Source organism: Rhodococcus sp. MPR-R1B (assembly GCF_058793255.1).
In genome coordinates this window covers 58,858-83,213 of record NZ_JBXAFO010000011.1, presented here as the reverse complement: position 1 = coordinate 83,213, position 24,356 = coordinate 58,858, and the positions used below count along the sequence as shown (strand labels likewise).

23 protein-coding genes are annotated in these 24,356 nt (G+C 62.8%); 5 read left to right on the top strand and 18 right to left on the bottom strand.

Translation table 11 applies throughout. The features are described from left to right. Positions 1-12: 12 nt before the first annotated feature. The 5 genes from tatC to pafA all read right to left on the bottom strand — a co-directional run bounded on the left by tatC (position 13) and on the right by pafA (position 4,981). Positions 13-1,041 (bottom strand): twin-arginine translocase subunit TatC, encoded by a 1,029-nt coding sequence (tatC, locus tag AC1Q61_RS17220; RefSeq protein WP_003945030.1) that lies wholly within the window; start codon positions 1,039-1,041, stop codon positions 13-15. Positions 1,042-1,114: 73 nt separating this feature from the next. After that, positions 1,115-1,390 (bottom strand): Sec-independent protein translocase subunit TatA, encoded by a 276-nt coding sequence (gene tatA, locus AC1Q61_RS17215; protein WP_003944836.1) that lies wholly within the window; start codon positions 1,388-1,390, stop codon positions 1,115-1,117. 134 nt (positions 1,391-1,524) lie between these two features. Next, complete coding sequence (locus AC1Q61_RS17210; RefSeq protein ID WP_030536343.1) at positions 1,525-2,502, bottom strand: helix-turn-helix transcriptional regulator; 978 nt, start codon at positions 2,500-2,502, stop codon at positions 1,525-1,527. Further along, positions 2,502-3,512, bottom strand: a complete 1,011-nt coding sequence (locus AC1Q61_RS17205) for a helix-turn-helix transcriptional regulator (RefSeq protein ID WP_042919732.1) — start codon at positions 3,510-3,512, stop codon at positions 2,502-2,504. The genes AC1Q61_RS17210 and AC1Q61_RS17205 overlap by 1 nt, the downstream gene beginning before the upstream one ends. Positions 3,513-3,622: 110 nt before the next feature. After that, positions 3,623-4,981: a Pup--protein ligase gene (gene pafA, locus AC1Q61_RS17200; protein ID WP_007729869.1), complete on the bottom strand. Its 1,359-nt coding sequence runs from the start codon at positions 4,979-4,981 to the stop codon at positions 3,623-3,625. A gap of 144 nt (positions 4,982-5,125) precedes the next feature. Between pafA and AC1Q61_RS17195 the strand changes: the two genes are divergently transcribed. Further along, positions 5,126-6,544 carry a bifunctional phosphatase PAP2/diacylglycerol kinase family protein gene (locus tag AC1Q61_RS17195; RefSeq protein ID WP_007729871.1) on the top strand — a complete coding sequence of 473 codons (1,419 nt, stop codon included), beginning with the start codon at positions 5,126-5,128 and terminating at the stop codon, positions 6,542-6,544. Positions 6,545-6,581: 37 nt separating this feature from the next. On the opposite strand, the gene prcA is transcribed toward AC1Q61_RS17195, so the two are convergent. The 4 genes from prcA to dop all read right to left on the bottom strand — a co-directional run bounded on the left by prcA (position 6,582) and on the right by dop (position 10,063). After that, positions 6,582-7,349, bottom strand: coding sequence for a proteasome subunit alpha (prcA, locus tag AC1Q61_RS17190; RefSeq protein ID WP_003945006.1), 768 nt, complete (start codon positions 7,347-7,349; stop codon positions 6,582-6,584). Then, entirely contained in the window at positions 7,346-8,224 is an 879-nt protein-coding gene (prcB, locus tag AC1Q61_RS17185) for a proteasome subunit beta (RefSeq protein ID WP_054187394.1), read from the bottom strand. Before prcB ends, prcA begins: the two co-directional genes overlap by 4 nt. After that, a complete protein-coding gene (locus AC1Q61_RS17180) occupies positions 8,221-8,415 on the bottom strand; it encodes a ubiquitin-like protein Pup (protein ID WP_003944925.1) in 195 nt (64 codons plus the stop codon). Before AC1Q61_RS17180 ends, prcB begins: the two co-directional genes overlap by 4 nt. 148 nt (positions 8,416-8,563) lie before the next feature. Beyond that, positions 8,564-10,063: a depupylase/deamidase Dop gene (dop, locus tag AC1Q61_RS17175; protein ID WP_003944852.1), complete on the bottom strand. Its 1,500-nt coding sequence runs from the start codon at positions 10,061-10,063 to the stop codon at positions 8,564-8,566. A gap of 58 nt (positions 10,064-10,121) precedes the next feature. Between dop and AC1Q61_RS17170 the strand changes: the two genes are divergently transcribed. After that, positions 10,122-10,679, top strand: a complete 558-nt coding sequence (locus AC1Q61_RS17170; RefSeq protein ID WP_116056719.1) for an NUDIX hydrolase — start codon at positions 10,122-10,124, stop codon at positions 10,677-10,679. Positions 10,680-10,714: 35 nt separating this feature from the next. Here AC1Q61_RS17170 and AC1Q61_RS17165 read toward each other — a convergent pair whose 3' ends face one another. Both AC1Q61_RS17165 and arc read right to left on the bottom strand, forming a co-directional pair. Beyond that, complete coding sequence (locus AC1Q61_RS17165) at positions 10,715-11,392, bottom strand: TIGR00266 family protein (protein WP_003944961.1); 678 nt, start codon at positions 11,390-11,392, stop codon at positions 10,715-10,717. Positions 11,393-11,510: 118 nt separating this feature from the next. After that, entirely contained in the window at positions 11,511-13,286 is a 1,776-nt protein-coding gene (gene arc / locus AC1Q61_RS17160) for a proteasome ATPase (RefSeq protein WP_003944870.1), read from the bottom strand. 195 nt (positions 13,287-13,481) lie between these two features. Between arc and AC1Q61_RS17155 the strand changes: the two genes are divergently transcribed. Next, on the top strand, positions 13,482-14,006 hold the full coding sequence (locus AC1Q61_RS17155) for a WKL family lipoprotein (protein WP_003944789.1): 525 nt from the start codon (positions 13,482-13,484) through the stop codon (positions 14,004-14,006). Positions 14,007-14,070: 64 nt separating this feature from the next. On the opposite strand, the gene AC1Q61_RS17150 is transcribed toward AC1Q61_RS17155, so the two are convergent. Next, a complete protein-coding gene (locus AC1Q61_RS17150) occupies positions 14,071-14,994 on the bottom strand; it encodes a tRNA (adenine-N1)-methyltransferase (protein WP_042919726.1) in 924 nt (307 codons plus the stop codon). A gap of 138 nt (positions 14,995-15,132) precedes the next feature. Here AC1Q61_RS17150 and AC1Q61_RS17145 point away from each other — a divergent pair, with 138 nt between their 5' ends. Both AC1Q61_RS17145 and AC1Q61_RS17140 read left to right on the top strand, forming a co-directional pair. Continuing rightward, complete coding sequence (locus tag AC1Q61_RS17145) at positions 15,133-16,023, top strand: RecB family exonuclease (protein WP_370852750.1); 891 nt, start codon at positions 15,133-15,135, stop codon at positions 16,021-16,023. 1 nt (position 16,024) lies between these two features. Continuing rightward, positions 16,025-16,834: a thioesterase family protein gene (locus tag AC1Q61_RS17140; protein ID WP_003944950.1), complete on the top strand. Its 810-nt coding sequence runs from the start codon at positions 16,025-16,027 to the stop codon at positions 16,832-16,834. A gap of 46 nt (positions 16,835-16,880) precedes the next feature. Here the strand turns inward: AC1Q61_RS17140 and hisG are convergent, their stop codons facing one another. From hisG to metH, 6 genes are all read right to left on the bottom strand, one after another. Further along, the gene (gene hisG, locus AC1Q61_RS17135) at positions 16,881-17,732 is read right to left on the bottom strand and encodes an ATP phosphoribosyltransferase (RefSeq protein WP_003944905.1); all 852 of its coding nucleotides are present in this window, start codon (positions 17,730-17,732) and stop codon (positions 16,881-16,883) included. A gap of 97 nt (positions 17,733-17,829) precedes the next feature. Then, the gene (locus tag AC1Q61_RS17130; RefSeq protein WP_003944933.1) at positions 17,830-18,093 is read right to left on the bottom strand and encodes a phosphoribosyl-ATP diphosphatase; all 264 of its coding nucleotides are present in this window, start codon (positions 18,091-18,093) and stop codon (positions 17,830-17,832) included. A 59-nt stretch (positions 18,094-18,152) separates the two neighbouring features. Next, complete coding sequence (locus AC1Q61_RS17125) at positions 18,153-19,013, bottom strand: pseudouridine synthase (protein ID WP_047270562.1); 861 nt, start codon at positions 19,011-19,013, stop codon at positions 18,153-18,155. 57 nt (positions 19,014-19,070) lie between these two features. Then, the gene (gene trhO, locus AC1Q61_RS17120) at positions 19,071-19,931 is read right to left on the bottom strand and encodes an oxygen-dependent tRNA uridine(34) hydroxylase TrhO (protein ID WP_042450983.1); all 861 of its coding nucleotides are present in this window, start codon (positions 19,929-19,931) and stop codon (positions 19,071-19,073) included. 12 nt (positions 19,932-19,943) lie between these two features. Beyond that, positions 19,944-20,642, bottom strand: coding sequence for an HAD family hydrolase (locus AC1Q61_RS17115; protein WP_007729900.1), 699 nt, complete (start codon positions 20,640-20,642; stop codon positions 19,944-19,946). Beyond that, the gene (metH, locus tag AC1Q61_RS17110; RefSeq protein WP_214925684.1) at positions 20,635-24,204 is read right to left on the bottom strand and encodes a methionine synthase; all 3,570 of its coding nucleotides are present in this window, start codon (positions 24,202-24,204) and stop codon (positions 20,635-20,637) included. Before metH ends, AC1Q61_RS17115 begins: the two co-directional genes overlap by 8 nt. Positions 24,205-24,356: the final 152 nt, after the last annotated feature.

Below are 24,356 nucleotides of genomic sequence, written 5' to 3'. Positions count from 1 at the left end.
GTGGCACGGCGCTCAGAGAGTGTCAGTGAAATCCTGGCCGGGCGCGTTGTCGCCGGCGGTGTCGGATTTCTCCGCGACCGGAGCCTTGGACTTGGACTTACGTCCGAACAATCCACTCGATTCGGCCTTGGGTTTGGTCGGATTGTCGAAAGCCTCGTTCAGATCGGACGGAGCCGAGATGGAGGAAGCTTCCTCGTCGGACAGTGCGCCCCAGTCTTCACCGGCTCGCTTGGCCTTACGTTTGTCGTTGAGGCGAGCGATCTGGACCGCGACCTCGAAGAGAAGCGTCAGAGCCAGCGCGAGCGCCAACATCGAGAACGGATCCGACCCTGGCGTGGCAACTGCAGCGAATACGAAGAGCCCGAAGATCAATCCTCGACGCCAGGCCTTCAAACGCTCGTACGTCAGAATGCCGGCAAAGTTCAACACGACGACGAGCAGTGGAATTTCGAAGCTGACGCCGAAGATGAGCAGCAGATTGATGATGAAGCCGAAGTACTCCGAACCACTGAGCGCGGTGATCTGGACGTTGTCACCGATGGTCAGGAGGAAGTGCAAAGCCTTCGCCACGACGAGGTACGCCAGGATTGCGCCGAGAATGAAGAGAGCGGCACCTGCGGTGACGAATCCGACCGCGTAGCGACGCTCTTTGGCGTAGAGGCCCGGGGTGATGAATGCCCACAATTGGTAAAGCCACACCGGGCAGGCAAGAACGATGCCGGCGGTGAGCGCCACTTTGAATCGCAGCATGAACTGCTCGAACGGCCCGGTCGCCAGCAATCGGCACGCGTCGTCGGTGCTGAGGTTGGCGCGACTCTCGGACGGAAGCTCACAGTACGGTCCGCGAAGCAGATCGCCCAGACTTTCGAGACCGAGTATCGAGTGTGAATACCAGAAGAAGCCGAACGCCGTGGTGATGATCACGCCGAGGAATGCGAACAACAAACGAGTCCGCAATTCGTACAGGTGGTCGACCAACGACATGGTGCCGTCTGGGTTGACCTTCCGCTTGCGGTTACGCGGGTCTAACGGAATACGCACTGTGCATCCTGGTCTTGGTCAGCAGACAACCGGGGTGAACGAATATTTCACCCCGGCTAGAACGCAGTGTGTACTAGAGCGGCTTGACTTCGGTCGGCTGCGCAACAGGTGCTGCTGCACCGTTTGCGACCACCGCGGTGTTGGCCGTCGGCAACTGTGCCGGAGCAGGCTGTGCGACCGGCGCGCTTGCGGGCGCCGCATCGTCGTTCTGCATTTCCTTGACTTCGCTCTTGAAGATGCGGAGGGAACGACCCAGACCGCGTGCTGCATCGGGAAGCTTCTTCGACCCGAACAGAATTACGACGACAACAGCGACAATCAGCCAATGCATCGGCTGCATTGCACCCATAACGACCTCCCATGATCAGATTCCTCGATGCTACCGGACACAACCGGCGCTCGGAGGTGCCAAAGCACTTACTTCAGCTACCTTTTACCTGTTTGTTTCCTGCGAACTCACTGAACGTGAAGTTTCCCGAAGTTTTACGAACCGATTACGTCATAGGCGTCGAGCGCCGCAACGGCTCGATCATGGACTTCGGAGACCAGTTCCGGCGGATGAAGGACCCGAACGCCCTCACCGAATCCCAACACCAGCCTTGCCATCCATTCAAGTGTTCCGAAACTCATCGTCGCCTCGACCGACCCGTCGTCGTTCACGTGCTCGACGTCCAACGGGTAGTAGTCGAGCATCCACACCCACTCTTTGGTGATGAACAACCGCGCTTCCGGAAGGGAACCGTCGCCGCTGAACAATTCGAGATTCGAATCCTCCTCGAGGGCCTGCGGCGGCGGGTCGGCGGGCTCGTCGAGTTGGACGGCGGCGTCGATCCGATCGAATCTGAACAACCGCACGCCCTCGGCTTGACGGCACCACGCCTGGAGGTAGCTGTAGTTGTCGACCAACACGATACGAACGGGGTCGACGATGCGCTCGGAGACCGCGTCACGCGAGGCCGAGTAATACGTCAATCGCAGGGCGGTCTTGTCTGCGAGCGCGGCTCTGACCGTCGCGGCTATCGGGTCTTCGGCGATGTCCGGCGCAGGCGATGTGTCCCGGTCCTGACCGATGGCTCGTGCCGCGGCCGAGCCTGCTGCGTCCTCGATCTTCGCGATGGCACGCTGCGCCGAGGACGGATCGACCATGCCCGGCATTTCCACCAAGGACCGCAGGGCGATCAGCAACGCCGTCGCCTCCGTCGAGGTGAGGCGCAACGGGCGATCGATCCCGGCCGAGAACGTGACCTCGATACTTTCCTCGGAGAAGGACAGGTCGATGAGATCACCGGGACCGTAACCGGGCAGTCCGCACACCCACAGTTGATTGAGGTCGGTCATCAGTTGAGTGGTGCTGACACCGAGCTCCTCGGCGGCCTCGGCGGGACTGATGCCAGGATTCGCGATGAAGTACGGCACGAGGTTGAGCAGCCGTGCCAACCGCGACGACAGTCGATTGCTCATCAGTGGTCCCCCTGTCCATGGCCGGTGATCGGGCTCGCCGCGGCGGCGCGCAGCTTCGCGACGACCTCAGCACGCAAATCCGGTGGGTCCAGCACCAATGCGTCCAACCCGTGACCAGCGATCAACCGAGCGGTCCATTCCCAGGATCGAACGGGGATGGCCAGCACGCTGCCGTCGCGATCGGTCAACCGCCGTTCGGACGACGACGTCGCAAGCCGCCGAAGCTCATGGGCGCGGCCGTCTGCGACCCATACCGTAGCCGTCCCGGTCACGACGCCCGAACCGGTCACGCGATCGACGACCTCGCGAAGGTCGACACCTTCAGGTTTGTGAACCGAACCGGCCGGGCCGAACTCCCTGACGTCGTCACCGATCCGTGAGAGCCGGAAGGTCCTCACCGCATCACGGTCGACGTCGTGCCCGACCAGGTACCACTTGCCGTTGTGCGTGACGACGCCCCACGGCTCGACGGTGCGCTCGGTGAACGGTTCGTTCAATGCGCCGCGGTGCTGAAAATGAACTGCTCGGCCGGCGTCGACCGCTGCAAGAAGCTTGCCGAGCGCGGGCTCCGAACCGCGGGTGCGCGCGGGAATCGCGGTGACCGGGGCGGCACTGACTTCTGAGTCGACCTGGACGCCGGCCGCTCGGAGTTTGAGTAGTGCACTCTGGGCTGCCGAAATCAGTTCCGGCGACTCCCACAACTGCACCGCGACGGCGACTGCAGCAGATTCCTCGCTGGTGAGGTCCACGTCCGGAAGCTCGTAGGCATTGCGATTGATCCGATACCCCTCGACGGTCGAGAACCGTCCTGCCAGACCGGTTTCCAACGGGACACCCAGGTCACGAAGTTCGTTCTTGTCGCGCTCGAACATGCGACTGAACGCTTCGTAGTTCGCGGAATCGTTGTACCCGGCCACACTGTCACGGATTTTCTCCGCCGTGAGGAACTGTCTGGTGGACAGCAATGCGATCACCAGGTTCATCAACCGCTCGATTTTTGATGTCGCCACGCCGAAATCCTAGTGGCTATCCGATAACCGAACGCGGGCCGGACACTTTCGTGCCCGGCGCGTCGCCGCAAAACAGACCTACCGTCTTGTACATCTCGAAATTGAGTGACCTACATCGAAGCGATCAAACGCTCGACACGCTCGTCGACGGAGCGGAACGGGTCCTTGCACAGCACCGTTCTCTGCGCCTGATCGTTGAGCTTGAGGTGAACCCAGTCGACTGTGAAGTCCCGGCCTGCTGCCTGGGCTGCGGTGATGAAGTCGCCCCGCAATTTGGCGCGCGTGGTCTGCGGCGGATTCTCGACGGCGTCGTCGATCGTTTCGTCCTCGGTGACCCGCTTGACCAAGCCCTTGCGCTGGAGAACGTCGAAGACACCCCGGCCGCGTTTGATGTCGTGGTACGCCAAGTCGAGCTGCGCGATCTTGGGATCGGACAGATCGAAACCGTGACGGTCCTGGTAGCGCTGGAACAGCTTGCGCTTGATGACCCAGTCGATCTCCGTGTCGACCTTCGCAAAATCCTGAGCTTCGACGGCATCGAGGGTGCGACCCCACAGGTCGACAACCTGCTCCACCTGCGGGTCCGGTTCGCGGTTACGCAGATGTTCGACTGCCTTGGCGTGGTATTCGCGTTGAATATCGAGGGCACTGGCCTGACGTCCACCAGCAAGGCGAACCGGCTTTTTACCGGTCACGTCGTGACTGACCTCGCGGATGGCACGAATCGGGTTGTCCAGCGCGAAATCGCGGAACGACACCCCGGCTTCGATCATCTCGAGCACCAGTGCGGCAGAACCGACCTTGAGCATCGTCGTCGTTTCGGCCATGTTCGAATCGCCGACGATCACGTGCAGGCGGCGGTACTTCTCGGCGTCCGCGTGCGGTTCGTCGCGGGTGTTGATGATCGGACGCGAGCGAGTGGTAGCCGACGAGACGCCCTCCCAGATGTGTTCCGCGCGCTGCGAGAGGCAGAACGTCGCGGCCTTCGGAGTCTGCAGTACCTTTCCGGCGCCGCAGATCAACTGGCGCGTGACGAGGAACGGCAACAAGACATCCGAAATGCGGGAGAACTCACCGGCGCGCGCGACGAGAAAGTTCTCGTGGCAGCCGTACGAGTTTCCGGCCGAGTCGGTGTTGTTCTTGAAGAGATAGATGTCGCCACCAATACCCTCCTCGGCGAGTCTCGCCTCGGCGTCGATCAGCAGTTCTTCGAGCACACGCTCACCGGCACGGTCGTGATTGACCAGCTGGATGAGGCTGTCGCACTCGGCCGTCGCGTACTCCGGGTGCGAACCCACATCCAGGTACAAGCGGGCTCCGTTACGGAGGAAGACGTTGGAGCTGCGACCCCACGACACGACACGACGGAAGAGGTAACGAGCAACCTCGTCGGGGCTCAGTCTCCTGTGCCCGTGAAAGGTGCAGGTAACGCCGAATTCCGTCTCGATACCCATGATTCGTCTCTGCACACTTCGACAGTACAACCAGAATGCGAGGTTCACCCGTGTACTTCGATCGCGTCGTAAGTCACGACTCGACAACGTCGGGCGGCAGCATAGTGTGACGGTGTGAGCCTTATTCGCCGAAAAGTTGTCCGAAGCGACGTCAAAGTCATGGAAAGCACTGGAGCACTGCGCCCTTCCGTGCTCGACCCGACCATGCGGTTTCTCTCCAGAGCCGCCGATCACGGCGTTTTGTGGATGGTTGTCGCCGCCTTGCTCGCGATGATCGGCGGGCGGCCCCGTAGGGCAGCAGCACGCGGGCTGCTCGCACTGGCCGGTTCCAGCGCGCTGGCCAACGGCATACTCAAGCCCCTCTTTCCCCGCCGACGCCCACCGGCACGCGTCTGGCTGAGCCCGAAGCGAGGCGTCGACATTCCGACGTCGTCCTCGTTCCCCTCCGGACATTCGTCTTCGGCCGCGGCATTCACCGCGGCAGTGGCCATGGAGTCCCCGGTTGCTGGAGCTGCTCTCGCACCACTGGCCGCAGCAGTGGCGTACTCACGCGTTCACAACGGAGTCCACTGGCCGTCCGACGTCTTCGCAGGCCTCGCGGTCGGCGGTGCTATCGCTGCCGGCACGCGTCGTTGGTGGGCGGTGCGCGACGAAGAACCCGCCGAACTCGGACCCGAGTGCGTGGTTCCCGCGCTCCCGCGCGGAGAAGGCTTGTTGGTCTTCACCAATCCTGGTTCAGGCTCCGAGGACGACGGGATCGTGGAATCGATTCGAGAACTACTACCGGAAGCGATCGTCTACGAGTTCGACGCGGACATCGACTTCGACATGCAGATCGATGCCAAGATCCCCGAGCTCTCGCCGAAAGCGTTGGGTGTATGCGGCGGCGACGGAACAGTGGTCACGGTCGCGACCGCGGCGACAAAGCACGAGCTACCACTTGCGGTTTTTCCCGGCGGAACATTGAACCATTTCGCCCGCGACGTCGGGGCGGTGAATGTCGAGGAGACCGCACAGGCAGTCGAGTCCGGTCAGGCGGCATTCGTCGACCACGCGGTGGTGCGCACGGATTCCGGAGTGACTGCACGGTTTCTCAACACAGCCAGCCTCGGTGGATACCCGGATGCTGTGCGCCTGAGGGAAAAATGGGAACCACGATTCGGTAAGTGGCCGGCCGCAGGAGCCGCGATGATCCGGGTTCTCGCAGCGGCGGAGCCGATGACGGTGACCATCGACGGGAAGCGGACCACAATCTGGATGCTGTTCGTCGGAAACGGGCGATACTCCCCCGCCGATCAGGTGCCGATGTCGCGTCCGGAGATGAACCGTGGACTACTCGACGTCCGCTATCTGCGCGCGGACAAGAAATTCTCGCGCTCACGTCTGCTGTTTGCGGCTGCCACAGGAACATTGGGCAGCTCGCGGGTCTACGTTCGCGAACTCGTCTCGTCGATGTCGGTTCGAGTCGCCGATTCACCGGTAGCCATCGCCACCGACGGTGAAGTGGTGGCAGACGCGCGCCGGTTCGATTTCGACACCGAACCGGGCGCGGTGGCCGTCTACCGAGTCACTCAGTAACTCCAGACCTGCAGTAACTCCCAGACCTACGGAGTACCTACGAGGGTGCGTCGCCGTTTGCCGGCGGCGCATCCTCGACTGCTGCCGGAGCTGGAAGCATCTCTTCCAAAACCGTTCCAGCGATCCGTTTGAACGCACGGCGTGGACGATTGCTGTCGAGTACGGCAACCTCGAGTGCACTCACATCGAGAGTTCGTGGTTCCGCCTCAGTGGTTCCGGCCGGTGCCGGGCCGCCCTTTTGGAGCGCCCCGACTGCAATCCGCACTGCGGATTCGAGGTCGAGGTCTCGCTGGTACGACTCGCGCATCGCCGTCACGATCGGTTCGGTCGTGCCGCCCATGACCACGAATTCCTGCTCGTCCGCGATGGATCCGTCGTACGTGATCCGGTAGAGCTGAGCCGGCGTACTGCTTCCGAAGCGACCGATCTCGGCAACACAGATCTCGACCTCGTACGGCTTGGGCTGCTCGGTGAAGATCGTTCCCAGGGTTTGTGCGTACGCATTGGCGAGCGAACGCCCGGTGACGTCCCGACGGTCGTACGAGTACCCACGCATGTCTGCGTGGACGATGCCCGCGCGGCGCAGATTCTCGAACTCGTTGTACTTGCCCACTGCCGCGAATCCGAGACGGTCGTACAGTTCGCTGACCTTGTGCAGAGCACGCGACGGGTTCTCGGCGACAAAGAGCACTCCGTCGCGGTAGGTGAGAACGACGACGCTGCGCCCGCGGGCAATTCCCTTGCGCGCCAATTCCGAACGATCGCGCATGATCTGTTCGGCTGATGCGTAATACGGCATCGTCATAGCGCAGACTCCCCTTCCGGACTCGCGGTCGCCGTGCGAGCCGCGACGATCTCCCTGGCGATCTCGGCAGCCCTGGTGGGCGACAACTCCACAGCGCCGGCCGAGGTGATGGTGACCGCCGTCGGATAGATCCCTCGTGTCAGATCAGGACCACCGGTAGCCGAATCGTCATCTGCCGCGTCGTACAGCGCCTCGACGGCGAACCGAAGCGCGGTGTCCTCGTCGATTCCCGGTGAATACAGCTTCTTGAGCGCCGATTTCGCGAACAGGGAGCCGGATCCGACTGCGTGATAGCCCGCGCGCTCCTCGTATCGCCCACCGACGACGTCGTAGGAGACGATGCGACCGGCGGTGGACGGATCGACCGCGTCCAGGTCGTAACCCACGAGCAGTGGCACAACCGCCAAACCTTGCATCGCTGCTCCGAGATTTCCTCGAACCATCGACGAAAGTCGATTGGCCTTGCCGTCGAACGTGAGTGGGACGCCTTCGATCTTCTCGTAATGTTCGAGCTCGACCGCGAAGAGCCGGACCAGTTCGATTGCGATCCCGGCCGTACCGGCAATACCCGCAGCCGAGTAGTCGTCCGTGACGTACACCTTCTGCACGTCACGGCTGGCGATGAGATTGCCCATCGTCGCTCGGCGATCACCCGCGAGCAGAACACCACCCGCATAGCTGATCGCGACGATGGTGGTGCCGTGCGGAGCTACGTCTCCCCCGCCCATGACAACACCTCCTGTGTCGGCGAAGCGGTTCTGCGGAAGATGCTCCGGTGCATGCACCCGAAGGTATTCCGAGAATGACGACAGATTCGAGCCGAAGCTCAACCGTGTGTCCCCGTCTGTGATCCGGGGCGCGCGATCCACCGTCACTGGCCGCCCTTCTGGACGTAGGCACGGACGAAGTCCTCGGCGTTCTCTTCCAACACGTCGTCGATCTCGTCGAGCAGGTCGTCGGTTTCTGCAGCGAGCTTCTCGCGACGTTCCTGGCCGGCACTGCCGTCGCCACCAGTGGTTTCGTCGTCTTCGCCGCCACCGGCACGCTGCGTCTGTTCTTGAGCCATCGCCGTCGACCTCCTTGTGTGAAGGGAGCTCTCGCGAGCATCCTGTTCGGCCCAGCAGAGTCGGTAACTGATCCCGCTCGGACCTTCACCCTACCGAGCGGCACCGTCAGGTGTGGAGAGACGCGACGGCGAGCCGCATCGGCTGATTTCAGTGAGTGAGCTGATCAACCAGTTCCGCGGCGCTGTCCACGGAGTCGAGCAACGCTCCGACGTGCGCTTTGGTACCTCGAAGCGGCTCGAGGGTGGGGATACGGATCAACGATTCACCGCCGAGATCGAAGATGACCGAATCCCAGCTCGCGGCCGCGATATCGGCACCGAATCGGCGTAGGCACTCGCCCCGGAAGTATGCGCGAGTGTCGGTGGGGGGGTTCGTGACCGCGTCGAGAACCTGCTGTTCGGTGACAAGCCGCTCCATGGAGCCGCGAGCAACCAGGCGGTTGTACAGGCCCTTGTCGAGTCGCACGTCGGAGTACTGCAGATCCACCAGATGCAATCGCGGCGCCGACCACGCGAGTCCCTCACGATTGCGGAACCCTTCGAGCAGACGCAGTTTGGCCGGCCAGTCGAGGATGTTCGCGCACTCCATGGGATCGCGCTCGAGGAGATCGAGAACCATCGCCCACTTGGCGACGATATCGTCCGCTCGCGGATCACGATCGGTCTCACGGTCGAGGAACTTCGAGACACGTTCGAGGTAAATGCGTTGCAGCGCAAGCCCTGTCAGTTCACGTCCGTCGGCCAGCGCAACGGTCTTGCGCAGAGTGGGGTCGTGACTGATGTGGTGGACGGCGGTGACCGGACGCGCCAGTTGCAGATCGGTGAGGTCGACACCTGCCTCGATCAGGTCGAGTACCAGCGCCGTTGTTCCAACCTTGAGGTACGTCGACATCTCCGCGAGGTTCGCGTCACCGATGATGACGTGCAGGCGGCGATACTTGTCCGCATCCGCGTGCGGTTCGTCGCGGGTGTTGATGATTCCGCGCTTGAGAGTGGTCTCGAGGCCTACTTCGACCTCGATGTAGTCGGATCGCTGCGAAAGCTGGAATCCGGCCTCGTCGCCGGACTGACCGAGACCCACACGACCGGAACCGCAGATCACCTGCCGGGACGCGAAAAACGGCGTCAATCCGGTCACGATCGAGGCGAACGGGGTCTCACGTGAGCAGAGGTAGTTCTCGTGCGTGCCGTACGAGGCACCCTTGCCGTCGACGTTGTTCTTGTACAGCTGGAGCCGAGGCGCACCCGGCACGCTGGATGCGTGCCGCGCAGCCGCTTCCATGACGCGTTCGCCGGCCTTGTCCCAGATCACGGCGTCGAGCGGGTCGGCGACCTCGGGCGCCGAATACTCCGGATGGGCGTGATCGACGTACAACCGTGCCCCGTTGGTGAGAATCATGTTCGCGGCGCCGATCTCGTCCGCGTCGATCACCGGCGCGGGACCGCTCATTCGCCCCAGATCGAAGCCTCGGGCATCTCGCAGCGGAGATTCGACCTCGTAATCCCAGCGTGTGCGCTTGGCCCGTGGCACGCCCGCTGCGGCGGCGTAGGCAAGCACCGCCTGGGTTGAAGTGAGAATCGGATTCGCCGACGGCTCACTGGGTGAAGATATTCCGTATTCGACCTCGACACCGATGATCCGCTGCATGACACAAGAGCCTATGTGATTGCGGCGCGGCACCCACAGGCGTGGCACAGTTGGAGGAATGCACCAACCTCTCACCGCAGACCTGAATCCCGCGGACGAGGTAGTCGCGGTGTACGACCGGACGGGTAATCCGATCGGCCGAGCACCACGTTCGGTCGTCTACTCGGGTGGGCTCTGGCACGCGAGTGCGGGCGTCCTGGTTCGTACCGGGGACGGCTCCCGCATCTACGTCCATCGCCGAACCGACACGAAAGCGGTGTTCGGGGGCTATCACGACTGTCTTGCCGGAGGTGTCGTCGATCCAGGTGAGACGCCGCAGGAAACTGCGATCCGTGAAGTCGGTGAAGAACTCGGAATCTTCGCAACGGCAGACCAGCCACTCCGACTGACGGAGATCGCTCGAAAATCCTGGGACGGCGAGTGGAACAACTCTCCGTTGCGCTGTCACCTGTTTGCGTTCGAACTCAGATACGACGGGCCGATGGCACATCAGCCCAGCGAGATCGCCGAAGGTTGGTGGTGGACGCCGAAAGAACTCGGCGCCCACCTGCAGGACCCGTCGTGGCCGTTCGTTCCGGACTCACGCGCGCTGCTGGCCGACTATTGCTGGAGCTGAACACCGCTGGGACTGAACACTGGTGGGACCTGTGATCAGCCCGGGGTGATCGCCGAAAGCCAAGCAGCGAACGCGCTGGGGTTGCGGGTCTGCGCGAGAACGCGACCGGGTCCGGTGAAGTCGAAGACAAATCCTTCACCGGACTTCATCGACTGAATGGTGCGCCCCTGAACGGCGCGCCGCATGTTGAAATTCATGCCGAGGTCGTAGGCGACCACGTGACCAGTATCGATCGTGACTGTCTCGCCTGGCTGCAAGTCGATGACGTCGATCGCGCCGTAGACGGCCAGCACTACTTCACCGTCGCCACTTGCCCGCAGGCCGAAGCCTCCCTCACCGCCGAAGAGGTTGGACATGCCGCCCCACTTGGACTCGACCGTCACACCGTAGGAGTTGGCCAACCAGGTTCCACGGTTGAGGAAGAACGGGCGATCAGAGGTGATGGTCAGCGGGATCAGATCTCCGGGAAGCACACCAGTCACGTCGACCCAACCACCCTGCGGCGGAGCGGTATACGTCGTGACGAAGAATGATTCGCCGCTCAGCATCGACCGCTTGAGTCCCTGCAGGACGCCGCCCTGCGCCTTCGCTTCGAGAACTACGCCGGCAGAATGCGCGAGCATCGCCCCGCTCTCCACGCGCAGCGGTTCGCCGGGCGCGAGGTAGCAGCGAGCGACTGTGGACGACGGATTGTGTCGAAGATGTATCTGCACGGCGGGACTCTAAACCAGCGCGACCGACCGGTCCAATCGCAACGAAGTCAACGGCAGCGACGCAGAGATCGGGCCGACAACTCTCGAGGAGTGGCCGGCCCGATCGATGTTCGTTTCGCTACAGGTACTGGCCGGTGTTCGATTCCGTGTCGATCGCGCGGCTTGCACTGGCGTTCTTGCCCGTGACGAGAGTGCGGATGTAGACGATCCGCTCCCCCTTCTTACCCGAAATACGTGCCCAGTCATCAGGATTGGTGGTGTTGGGCAGATCCTCGTTCTCGGCGAACTCGTCGACGATGGAATCGAAGAGGTGCTGCACACGCAAGCCCGGAGCACCGGTGTCGAGTACCGACTTGATCGCGTACTTCTTGGCGCGGTCGACGATGTTCTGGATCATCGCACCCGAGTTGAAGTCCTTGAAGAACAGAACTTCCTTGTCGCCGTTGGCGTAGGTGACCTCGAGAAAACGATTCTCTTCGCTCTCCGCGTACATGCGATCGACGACGCGAACGATCATCGCCTTCAAGCAGGCGGTGCGATCGCCACCGAACTCGGCGAGGTCGTCTGCATTGATCGGCAGACCGTCCACCAGGTACTTCGAGAAGATGTCCTGAGCCGATTCCGCGTCGGGGCGCTCGATCTTGATCTTCACGTCCAGTCGGCCGGGACGCAGGATGGCCGGGTCGATCATGTCCTCACGGTTGGAGGCGCCGATGACGATGACGTTCTCGAGCCCTTCCACGCCGTCGATCTCGCTGAGCAGCTGCGGAACAACCGTTGTCTCGACGTCGGAGGAGACTCCCGAACCACGGGTACGGAAGATCGAGTCCATCTCGTCGAAGAAGACGATCACCGGAGTGCCCTCGGACGCCTTCTCACGAGCACGCTGGAAGATCATCCGGATGTGACGCTCGGTTTCGCCGACGAACTTGTTCAGAAGTTCCGGGCCCTTGATGTTCAGGAAGTAGGACTTGGCGTCCTTGCTGTCCTGACCGCGGGCTTCGGCGATCTTCTTGGCCAACGAGTTGGCGACGGCCTTGGCGATGAGCGTCTTGCCGCAACCAGGCGGACCGTAGAGCAGTACACCCTTCGGCGGCCTCAGTGAGTACTCGTGGAACAGATCCTTGTGGAGGAACGGGAGTTCGACGGCATCACGGATCTGCTCGATCTGACGCCCGAGACCACCGATGTCGTCGTAGTGAACGTCCGGAACTTCCTCGAGAACCAGATCTTCGACCTCGGCCTTCGGGATGCGCTCGAAGGCGTACCCGGCCTTGGTGTCGACGAGCAACGAGTCACCCGGACGCAGTTTCCTGGTCGGAGAATCGGCGTCGTACGCGATGATGTCGGCTTCGGGGTCGGCGAAGACGGCCGCCAACGGCGCTGCGAGCCAGACGATGCGCTCTTCGTCGGCATGGCCGACCACCAGTGCGCGCAAGCCGTCGTCGAGTACCTCACGGAGCGTGCTGATCTCACCGACCTGCTCGTAGGTGCCGGCCTCGACGATGGTGAGTGCCTCGTTGAGGCGAACCGTCTGCCCGAGGGCGAGGGTGTCCGTGTCGATGTTCGGTGAGCACGTCAACCGCATCTTGCGACCCGACGTGAACACGTCGACGGTCTTGTCCTCGTGTACCGAGAGAAGGACTCCGTAACCGCTCGGCGGTTGACCGAGTCTGTCGACTTCTTCACGAAGCGCGATGAGCTGCTGACGGGCCTCTTTGAGGGTGTCCATCAACTTGCTGTTTCGGATGGACAACGAGTCCACCTTCGACTCCAGCTCACGCACCTGCTCCGGCGATTGTGCAAGTTGTCGGCGCAGTACTTGTGCTTCCACTCGTAGCGCGTGGAGTTCTTCTGCTGCCGCAACCGAATCCGGGTTCTCTGTCGAGCTCATGTGCGTCTCCTCCCAGTGCGATCCATCAACGCTACCGGCATAAGGCCCCAACTGTCGCCAGACACGGTGCGCGAGTGCGAATTCACACCCGCGCGCGGACCGTGCCGACTGGTCTCGAGCCAGAATTTGGTCATGTTAGCCTTGCCTACAAGATGGAGACAGCGCCTGTCTCTCTTTACAACGAAAGGTAACGCTGTGATCATCCGCAAGACTCTCATCAGCGCTTGTGCTGTCGCTGCCGTCCTGACCATGGGTGCATGCAGCTCGGACGACAACAAGGATTCGACGGCTGCAAGTTCGACTTCCGCCGCCGCCTCGAGCACCACGGCCAAGGCCTCGGCTTCCGCCACGACGTCAGCTGCCGCTGCCGCAGCGGCTCCGACGGCCGAGGAGCTCAACGCTTCGCTCGTCGCTCTGATCGATCCGGCCAAGCCGATCGAGGAGAAGACCGCTCTGGTGGTCGACGGAACCAAGCGTCAGGCCAACATCGAGACGATGAGTGCTGCGCTGGGCGGTAACCCTGCCTACGCGATCACGTTCAACGTGGACAACGTCAAGGTCGACGGTCAGACCGCAACTGCAGACGTCGCCGTCGTCAGCCCGCACGGCGCCGCCCCGGCCACCCCGTGGACCTGGGAGCTCGAAGACGGCTCCTGGAAGCTGTCCGACACCTCGGCATGCGTGCTCCTGGAAATGGGCCGCGCTTCCTGCACCGCATAACTTCCAGCTACGACAAGAGCGGCGATCCGGATACCGGATCGCCGCTCTTGTTGTTTTCGTGTGACTACTTGGCCGCGGTGTTCGAGCCCTTGCCCGCACGCCGCTGCGGCTTCGGGGTGACAGTTCCTTCGGCGAGACGACGAGCGCTCACGAGGAACGCGGTGTGGCCTTGCATCCGATGTTCGGGGCGCACCGCCAATCCGACGACGTGCCAACCGCGCACGATCGATTCCCACGAGCGGGGCTCGGTCCAGCATTCCTGCTCCCGCATCGCCTCGACGACCTTCGAGAGCTGAGTAACGGTCGCGACGTAGACGATCAACACGCCGCCCGGCACGAGTGCCTGCGAGACGGCGGGCAGGACGTCCCACGGGGCCAGCATGTCGAGTACGACGCGATCGACCTTGCCTCCGTGCGCTTCCGGATCGAACTCGGCGAGATCGGCGATGGTCAGTTCCCAGTTCGGCGGACGTTCCCCGAAGAAGGTCTCGACGTTGCGAACCGCATGTTCGGCATGATCGTCGCGGACCTCGTAGGAGATGACCTTGCCCTCGGGTCCGACGGCACGCAGCAGCGAACATGTCAGTGCGCCGGAGCCGGCTCCGGCCTCGAGCACGCGTGCCCCTGGGAACACGTCGCCTTCGTGGACGATCTGAGCTGCGTCCTTCGGGTAGATGACCTGGGCACCGCGCGGCATGGACAGCACGTAGTCCACCAGCAGGGGGCGCAGTGCGAGATAGGGCGTGCCGTTGACCGACTTGACGACGCTGCCCTCGTCGGCACCGATCAGATCGTTGTGAACGATTCCGCCCTTGTGGGTGTGGTATTCGCGGTTCGCCTCGAGAACGATCGTGTAGTGGCGTCCCTTGCCGTCGGTCAGCTGTACTCGGTCGCCGACGCGGAACGGACCTGACGGCCGCTTGCCCGGCGCAGTGAGATCAGCTTCTGGAAGCTCTTGTTCGGGAATCTCGGCGACAGCGGACTGCACAACCTCATCCACTTCGGTCGTGCCTTCTTCTGGTTGCAGCTCGTTCGCCATGCGCAGATGATCCCTGTTCGCTTGTTTCCGGTGTCCTCGCCACCGGCTCCGACGGAGTTGTCGGACCAACCGCATAGCCTGCCAGGTGTGAGCTCTGTCGAATTGCCAACCCCCACTCCAACGGGTGCAACATCACACGAGCGCCCGCGTAGTCGGCCGGCGCTCTCTCCGTCTCGGGCGGGTGACTACAAACAATGCCCCCTGCTCTATCGCTTCCGAGCAGTCGACAGAATTCCGGAAACGCCAACCAGAGCCCAGGTCAGAGGCACCGTCGTACACGCGGCACTGGAAGCACTGTTTGCACTCCCGACCGGTCACCGGGTTCCCGATCGCGCAGCCGAACTCGTCCGTCCCGCGTGGGAACGTGTCAGTGCCGAGTCTCCCGAGGCCGCTGACCTTGTTCCGGAGGGCGAGCTGGATTCGTTCCTCGACGAAGTCGGCAAGCTCGTCGCGACGTACTACACGCTCGAAGATCCCACTCGATTCGATGCCGAGGCGTGCGAGGTCTACGTCGAGACCGAATTGGAGAACGGCGTTCGACTCCGCGGCTTCGTCGACCGGATAGACGTTGCACCGACGGGTGAGGTGCGGGTGGTCGACTACAAGACCGGAAAAGCGCCTCGCGAGTTCACCGAATCCAAGGCGCTCTTCCAGATGAAGTTCTACGCGCTCGTACTGCTGCGCACTCGCGGAATCGTTCCCGCACAACTGCGCCTGATCTATCTGGCCTCCGGCTCGATTCTCACGTACGCCCCGGATCACGACGAGCTCATCCGATTCGAGCGAACCCTCTCCGCCATCTGGAAAGCGATCCTCGCAGCAGGTGCGACCGGAGACTTCAGACCCAAGCCTGGCAAACTGTGCGACTGGTGCGATCACAAGTCACTGTGCCCCTCGTTCGGCGGAACACCTCCGCCGTATCCAGGTTGGCCGGACCTGCTGAGCACCGAACCTGTTGCCGCAAAGGAGAATTCATAACATGACGGACAGTTCGTACTACCGCTACCTCGGAACGACGGAGGAAGGGCACGAGCGGTTCGCGAGCACGCAGGCAACTGTCAGCATCTGGGGCCCGACACTGCAGCACGGCGCTCCCCCGTCGGCGCTGTTGGTACGAGCCCTCGAGCGGTGCGGTGCGCGCGACGAAACCCGTCTGACGCGCGTCGTCGTCGAGATTCTCGGACCGATTCCGATTGCCGACCTCGAAGTCCGGTCCTGGATCGAACGACCCGGTCGCCGAATCGAATTGATCGTCGCCGAACTGTGGGCAACCACCGCCGACGGATCTGCACGCGCGGTTGCGCGCGGTACGGCGTGGCGGATGGAGACGGTGGATACCGGCGACGTCGTCCACGTAGTCGATCCCCCGCTCGAACCCCGCGACAGCGGCACCCCGGGCGTTCTCGAGGGTCTGTGGAGCGTCGGCTATCTCAAGACCCTCGACTGGTCCTGGATTGCTCCGATCGGGTGCGTGGGAACCGGGAAGGTATGGGCGCGCCCCAAGCCAGAGCTGGTCGAGGGTGAGAAGATGTCTGCTCTCGAGCGTTTGTTCGCGGTGGCCGACATCTCAAACGGGGTCGGCGCCAAGCTCGACCCGGAGCACTGGACGTTCCTCAACACAGATCTCACGGTGCATATCTTCCGTGTGCCCGAGGGAGAGTGGGTCGGTGTCGCCGCCGAAACCACAACGGGTCCGGACGGCGTCGGCATGTGTGCGGGCGTGCTCTACGACGAGCAGGGTGCGGTGGGCCGTATCGCCCAGACTTTGCAGATTCGCGCCCGTTCCTGATTTCCAGGAACGGGCGCGAATGCGCGTAAATCTATTCAGGCAGTGATCAGAAAGCGCGTACCGAGCGGATGTTCGACGCGAGGATGGCCTTGGCACCGAGTTCGGCCAAGGCATCCATCACCTGGTTGTGTCCCTTGATCGGGACCATCGCGCGAACCGCGACCCAGTCGGGATCGGCCAACGGCGAGAGCGTCGGCGACTCCATACCCGGAGTCATCTTGATGGCGTCGTCGAGGATGGTGCGCGGGCAGTCGTAGTCGATCATCAGATTCTGCTGCGCGAAGACAATTCCGCGTACGCGTTCGATGAGCTGGTTGCGTGCGGGATCGTCCTGCGGAGCGCCGGTGCGCTCGATCAGGACACCTTCGGAATCGCAGAGCGATTCACCGAAAGCCACGAGGTTGTGTTGGCGGAGAGTACGGCCCGACCCGACCACGTCGGCGATCGCGTCGGCGACGCCGAGCTGAATCGAGATTTCCACTGCTCCGTCGAGACGGATGACGGTGGCGTCGAGTCCGCGATCTGTGAGGTCCTTACGGACCAGGTTCGGGTACGACGTTGCAATGCGCAGGCCGGACAGATCCTCGACGGCCCAGTCCTTGCCGGCCGGTGCTGCGTAACGGAACGACGAACGGCCGAAGCCCAGTGACAGACGCTCGGATACGGGAGCACCCGAGTCGCCGGCGAGATCACGACCGGTGATGCCGAGATCCAGCTCACCGGAGCCGACGTAGATCGCAATGTCCTTGGGGCGCAAGAAGAAAAACTCGACCTGATTGGCCGGATCGAGGACTGTCAGATCACGGGAATCGGTGCGTCGACGGTAACCGGCCTCGCTGAGAATCTCGGCGGCGGACTCGGACAGTGAGCCTTTGTTGGGAACTGCTACGCGCAGCATGGTGGATGTCCTTTCGGAAGGTGTGGGTGACGTGAGACGACATGAATCGGAAGCCCTGGACGAGCGAGACGGAGTACATCTCGCTGGTCAGCTCCGATCACAGATGTCGGTACACGTCCTCGAGGGTCAGTCCGCGACCGACCATCAACACCTGCGTCCAGTACAGCAGCTGGGAAATTTCCTCGGCTAGCTGCTCATCGCTCTGGTATTCCGCAGCGATCCACACTTCACCGGCTTCCTCGATGACCTTTTTGCCCTGAGCATGCACACCGGCGTCGAGGGCGGCGACAGTGCCGGACCCCTCGGGGCGAGTAGCAGCGCGCTCGGTCAATTCGGCGAACAAGGATTCGAAGGTCTTCACGGGTAGCTATTCTTTCACGAGGACGGAAGCGGTTTTCACACGCCCACGAACAGCGGTGTTCACAGGCCTGCGTCGAGGCTGCGCGAACTCACGAACCTGCGGGTCTGCCCGGTGATCGGATCCGGGTACTCCAACGCTCGCGCCAACAATCGCAACGGAGTCGAGAAGTCACCGGGCACTGCGGGCAGATACTCCGGATAGTAGTTGTCACCGACGATCGGGACGCCCAGCGAGTTGAGGTGCAGCCGAAGCTGATGGGTCCGGCCGGTCCGTGGGAGCAACCTGTATCGCCCGAGCGTCCGGCCGGCCGAGTCGGTGATCACCTCGATCAGTTCGATCGAGGTCTCACTGTTCGGCTCGCCCGCGATTTCGGTAGCCGTCATCTCGCCGTGAACTTTGTTGATGCGGCTGCGCACCGTGCGAGGGAAAGTCAGTTCCGGATCGAAGCCCGCAATCGCCTCGTACTCCTTGACGATCCGCTGCTCGGCAAAAAGTTCCTGGTACGGCCGTCGTAGGTCCGGTGTCACGGTGAACACGATGACACCCGCCGTCATCCGGTCGAGGCGGTGAACTGGCGCAAGATCCGGAAGGTCCAGGTCACGACGCAGGCGCACGACTGCGCTTTCGACGATGTGCGCTCCCCGTGGAATGGTCGCCAGGAAGTGCGGTTTGTCGATCACGAGAATCGAGTCGTCGCGGTACAAGATCTCGATCTCGTGCGGAACCGGAATCTCGGGGGCCGGCTCGCGGTAGAAGTACACGAACCGGGTCGGCTGATAGGGCGTTCGGCTCGTGATCTTCCGCCCGTGCTCGTCGACGACGTCCCCGGCGCTGACGAGGTCCGCCCACAGGTCCCGCTCCCCGGGATGCTCGCCGACCAGGTGCTCGAGGACGGTCCGCGCCGACGACTCCGCCGGCATCCGCAGCCGGTCAGGTCCGAGACCGTTTCGGATCGGCAACGGAGCCTTGGGCACAGCTCAGTCCTGCTCGAGGTCTGGTGAACAACTCTCGCAGAGCAATTCGAGGGTTCGGCCGTCGCCGTCGATCCGGTTGCGGTACCGCGGGGTCGGAGTACCACAATCGACACACACGCCGAGTGTCTTGGCTTCGGATGAGAACTCGATGTTCATCCGCTTGTCGAACACGTACAGGGAACCGTCCCAGAGGCCGCGGTCGCCGAAAGTCTCGCCGTAACGGACGATTCCGCCGTCCAACTGATAGACCTCGTCGAAGCCACGTGAGCGCATCAGCGAAGACAACACCTCACAGCGCACTCCGCCGGTGCAGTACGTGACCACGGCTTTGCCCTTGAGATGGTCGTATTTGCCACTGTCGAGTTCGTTGACGAAATCCCGAGTGGTGGCGACGTCCGGAACTATCGCATCTCGGAAACGGCCGATCTCGGCTTCGAAGGCATTGCGCCCGTCGAAGAACACGACGTCGTCACCGCGAGTGTCGACGAGTTCGTGTAGTTCCTTGGGCACCAGGTGAACTCCTCCGCCGACCACACCGTTCTCGTCGACTTTCAGCTCGTCGGGGGCACCGAACGTCACGATCTCCGAGCGTGCCTTGACACTCAGACGAGGGAAATCGTTCCCGAGGCCGTCCGACCACTTGATGTCAGCGGTACGGAAGGGTTCGTAACCACGCGTACCACGGACATATCGCTTGACATCCTCGATGTCTCCGCCGACCGTCGCGTTGATCCCGTGCGGCGAGACGATGATCCGGCCCGTCAGGTTGTTGGACTCGGCCAGGCTGTGCTGCCACAGCTTGATCGCTTCCGGGTCCGCCAACGGCGTGAACTGGTAGAAGAGAACAATTTTCGGAATAGCCACAGCAAATCCAGCCTAACGTGCCGCGCTCGAGTGAACGTCGTGAAGATCGTGAATGGACAAGTCCAACAGGGACTCTCGAAACACGCGTCCAGGGCCGGCGGGGACGTCGACCTCACACGGAACGACGAGCACCGCGCAACCCGCAGCGCTGGCCGACGCCGTGCCGGTCGGCGAGTCCTCGATCGCGAGGCACTGCGCCGGCTCGAGTCCGAGCAGATGCGCGCCGCGCAGGTACGGATCCGCTGCCGGTTTCCCGTTGGGGACCTCGTCGCCACACACCGAATGGTCGAAGAACTCACGGCCGAGCATGCCGAGTGCCCGATCGACCAGAACTCGCTCGGTGTTGGTGACCAGTGCAGAACGCAGACCACCGTCACGCACGGTCGACAGTGCGTCGCGAGCACCTGGCCGCCAGGTCACGCCGTCCTCGAAAAGATCGCCGACGCGGGTGTACATCCAGTCCTTCGCCTCGGCGATGGCATCGGGATGCTTCTCCAGGCCGAGAGCGTCGAACACCGTCGCAAGGGCGAAGGGGCTCGACGCACCGATGACGGCAACGCGTGTCGCTTCCGTCATCGGTCCGCCCAGGCGTAGGGACAGCTCACGAAGCGCGATGTCCCACAGCTTCTCCGAATCGAGCAGGGTGCCGTCCATGTCCCACAGGACACCACCGAGCGTTGATTCGGATACTTCGGTCAACAACTCAGACATTGAAATACTTTGCTTCCGGGTGGTGCAGGACAAAAGCGTCCGTGGACTGCTCGGGATGCAGCTGCAGCTCCTCGGACAATTCGACGCCGATTCGTTCGGGTTCGAGCAACGCCACCAACTTGGCTCGATCCTCGAGATCCGGGCACGCGCCGTATCCGAACGAATAACGAGCGCCGCGGTACTCGAGATCGAAGTAACCGGCAACCTCGGTGGGATCCTGCTCCGCGACGGTGTGACCCTCGGGGAGCACTAGCTCTTCACGGACGCGTCGATGCCAGTACTCGGCCAGAGACTCCGTGAGCTGGACACCGATTCCGTGAACCTCGAGGTAATCGCGGTACGAGTTCGATGCGAACAACTCGTTGGCGAAGTCCGCGATCGGCTGACCCATCGTCACCAACTGGAACGGAAGAACGTCGACCTGCCCGGTGGCCTCGGCGTCCTTGCGCGAGCGAACGAAGTCCGCGATGCACAGAAAGCGGTCGCGGTGCTGGCGCGGGTAGGTGAACCGGAACCTTTCGGGTGCATCCGGTTTCGGCTCGGTGAGCACGATGACGTCGTCGCCCTCCGAGATCGCCGGGAAGTACCCGTACACGACCGCGGCATGCGCGAGGATGCCCTCGGACGTCAACCGATCGAGCCAGTACCGAAGTCGCGGACGGCCTTCCGACTCGACCAGTTCCTCGTACGTCGGACCGTCGCCCTTGCGCTGACCGCGAAGGCCCCACTGGCCGAGGAAAAGAGCGCGCTCGTCGAGCAGCCCCGAGTACTCGGACAGCGAGATTCCCTTGACGATGCGCGAGCCCCAGAAGGGAGGTGTCGGCACCGCGATGTCGGCTGCGACATCGGAACGCTCCGGCAGGACCACGGGAACCGCTGCAGCCTTACGCTTTTCGGCGATGCGCTTGGAACGCTCGTGACGTGCCTTACGCTCGGCAGCCTTCTCGCGAGCAGCGATGGCCTCCGGGCTGTCCGGCGCCGGGCCGCCACCACGCTTGGTCGTCATGATCTGGTCCATCAAGTTCAGACCCTCGAAGGCGTCGCGGGCATAGCTGACGTCGCCCTCGTACACCTCCTGCAGGTCGTTCTCGACGTAGGAGCGCGTGAGCGCCGCACCACCGAGCAGAACCGGGAACTTCTCGGCGACTCCGCGTGCGTTGAGTTCCTGGAGGTTTTCCTTCATCACGACAGTGGACTTCACGAGCAGTCCGGACATGCCGATCACGTCGGCTTTCTTGTCCAACGCGACGTCGAGGATGGTCGCGATCGGCTGCTTGATACCGATGTTGACGACCTCGTAGCCGTTGTTGCTCAAGATGATGTCGACCAGGTTCTTGCCGATGTCGTGAACGTCGCCCTTGACGGTCGCGATCACGATGCGACCCTTGCCGTCCTCGTCGCTCGCTTCCATGTGCGGTTCGAGGAATGCCACGGCAGCCTTCATGACCTCGGCCGACTGCAACACGAACGGCAACTGCATCTGTCCGGAGCCGAACAGCTCGCCGACGGTCTTCATGCCCGAGAGCAAGGTCTCGTTGATGATGGCCAGTGGAGGCTTGATCGTCATCGCCTCGGTGAGGTCGTCGTCGAGGCCGTTGCGCTCGCCGTCGACGATGCGGCGTTCGAGCCGGTCGAACAACGGAAGTCCCGCCAGTTCCTGCGCACGGGACTCACGCGCCGACGCTGCCGAAACGCCCTCGAACAGAGCCATCAGCTTCTGCAGCGGGTCGTACCCCTCGCTACGACGGTCGTAGACGAGGTCGAGTGCAGTTTCACGCTGCTCGTCCGGAATTCGGGCCATCGGCAGAATCTTGGACGCGTGAACAATCGCCGTGTCCAGACCTGCCTCGGTGCACTCGTGCAGGAACACCGAGTTGAGGACCTGACGAGCTGCCGGGTTCAAACCGAACGAGATGTTTGAGATACCTAGGGTGAAGTGCAGTTCCGGGTACGCAGCCTTGAGCTGACGGATCGCTTCGATGGTCTCGATGCCGTCGCGTCGTACCTCTTCCTGACCGGTGGAGATGGGGAAGGTCAAGGCGTCGACGATGATGTCGGACTCGGCGAGTCCCCAGTTTCCCTTGATGTCCTCGATCAGACGCTTGGCGATGGCGACCTTCGTCTCGGCGGTGCGAGCCTGGCCCTCTTCGTCGATGGTCAGGGCGACGACCGCCGCGCCGTGCTCCTTGACCAGAGTCATGATCTTGTGGAAACGCGATTCGGGGCCGGCGCCGTCTTCGTAGTTGACGGAGTTGACGGCGCAGCGGCCACCGAGGTGCTCGAGGCCGGCTTGCAGCACGGCAGGCTCGGTGGAGTCGAGCATGATCGGCAGCGTCGAGGACGTCGCCAGGCGGCTGGCAAGTTCCGACATGTCGGCGGCACCGTCGCGGCCCACGTAGTCGACGTTGAGGTCGAGCATGTGTGCGCCGTCGCGGGTCTGGTCCTTGGCGATGTCCAGGCACTTCTGGTAGTCCGCGGAGAGCATCGCCTCGCGGAAAGCCTTGGAGCCGTTGGAGTTCGTGCGTTCGCCGATCATCAGGATGCTGGCGTCCTGCTCGAACGGCACCGCCGAGTACAGCGAAGAGGTGCTCGGCTCGTGGATCGGCGTGCGCTGGGCCTTCTCGACCTGACGAACCGCGTCGGCGACCGCGCTGATGTGCTCGGGCGTCGTACCGCAGCAGCCACCGACGAGGCCGAGTCCGAACTCGGAGACGAAACCACTGAGGGCTTCGGCCAATTCGTCGGCAGTCAGCGGATACTCGGCGCCCTTGGGGCCGAGCTGCGGCAGGCCGGCATTGGGCATGACCGACACCGGCAGCGTGGAGTACTTGGACAGATGACGGAGATGTTCACTCATCTCGGCCGGCCCGGTGGCGCAGTTCAGACCGATCATGTCGATACCGAGTGGCTCGAGTGCCGTCAGCGCCGCACCGATCTCACTGCCCAGGAGCATCGTTCCGGTTGTCTCGACCGTCACGTGCGTGATGATCGGCAACCGCAGTCCGAGTTGCTCCATCGCACGCTGGCTGCCGAGGATTGCAGCTTTCACCTGAAGCAGGTCCTGGCAGGTTTCGACGAGGATGGCGTCGGCGCCACCGTCGATCATGCCGAGCGCAGCTTCGGTGTACGCGTCACGCAGGACTGCGTACGGTGCGTGTCCCAGGCTGGGGAGCTTGGTTCCCGGTCCCATCGAGCCGAGTACGAATCGGGCCATGCCGTCGCGGCCTGGTCCCATCTCGTCCGCTACTTCACGGGCGAGAGCAGTGCCTTTTTCCGCGAGTTCGCGGATCCGGTGAGAGATGTCGTAGTCGGCGAGGTTGGGCAGGTTGCAACCGAAGGTGTTGGTCTCGACGGCATCGGCACCAGCGGCGAAGTACGCACGGTGGATGTCTTTGAGCACGTCGGGACGGGTGTCGTTGAGGATCTCATTGCACCCCTCGAGGCCGAGGAAGTCGTCCAGGGTGAGGTCCGCGGCCTGCAACATGGTGCCCATCGCTCCGTCGCCGATGACAACGCGCTGTTTCAGCGCATCAAGCAGGGCAGAGTTAAATGGGGCAGACATGCCGTCCAGAGTAGTGGGCGCACCGACAAGCTCTGGCCGTAGGCTGGGTGGGTGAGTCCAAGTGAGTTCCCCGTCACTCCCGACGGCCCGGTCGATTTCGATGATTCCGCGGCCTTCGAGAGTCCTGACGGCTTTGCCGTCGACAGCAGCGA

Bases quoted from the DNA above. Each gene is read 5' to 3' on its own strand.
- arc (WP_003944870.1), bottom strand. From the start codon at position 13,286: ATGAGCTCGACAGAGAACCCGGATTCGGTTGCGGCAGCAGAAGAACTC.
- AC1Q61_RS17125 (WP_047270562.1), bottom strand. From the start codon at position 19,013: ATGCCGGCGGAGTCGTCGGCGCGGACCGTCCTCGAGCACCTGGTCGGC.
- hisG (WP_003944905.1), bottom strand. From the start codon at position 17,732: ATGCTGCGCGTAGCAGTTCCCAACAAAGGCTCACTGTCCGAGTCCGCC.
- AC1Q61_RS17140 (WP_003944950.1), top strand. From the start codon at position 16,025: ATGACGGACAGTTCGTACTACCGCTACCTCGGAACGACGGAGGAAGGG.
- tatA (WP_003944836.1), bottom strand. From the start codon at position 1,390: ATGGGTGCAATGCAGCCGATGCATTGGCTGATTGTCGCTGTTGTCGTC.
- metH (WP_214925684.1), bottom strand. From the start codon at position 24,204: ATGTCTGCCCCATTTAACTCTGCCCTGCTTGATGCGCTGAAACAGCGC.
- AC1Q61_RS17195 (WP_007729871.1), top strand. From the start codon at position 5,126: ATGGAAAGCACTGGAGCACTGCGCCCTTCCGTGCTCGACCCGACCATG.
- dop (WP_003944852.1), bottom strand. From the start codon at position 10,063: ATGCAGCGGATCATCGGTGTCGAGGTCGAATACGGAATATCTTCACCC.
- AC1Q61_RS17210 (WP_030536343.1), bottom strand. From the start codon at position 2,502: ATGAGCAATCGACTGTCGTCGCGGTTGGCACGGCTGCTCAACCTCGTG.
- AC1Q61_RS17115 (WP_007729900.1), bottom strand. From the start codon at position 20,642: ATGTCTGAGTTGTTGACCGAAGTATCCGAATCAACGCTCGGTGGTGTC.
- AC1Q61_RS17180 (WP_003944925.1), bottom strand. From the start codon at position 8,415: ATGGCTCAAGAACAGACGCAGCGTGCCGGTGGCGGCGAAGACGACGAA.
- AC1Q61_RS17170 (WP_116056719.1), top strand. From the start codon at position 10,122: ATGCACCAACCTCTCACCGCAGACCTGAATCCCGCGGACGAGGTAGTC.
- prcA (WP_003945006.1), bottom strand. From the start codon at position 7,349: ATGACGATGCCGTATTACGCATCAGCCGAACAGATCATGCGCGATCGT.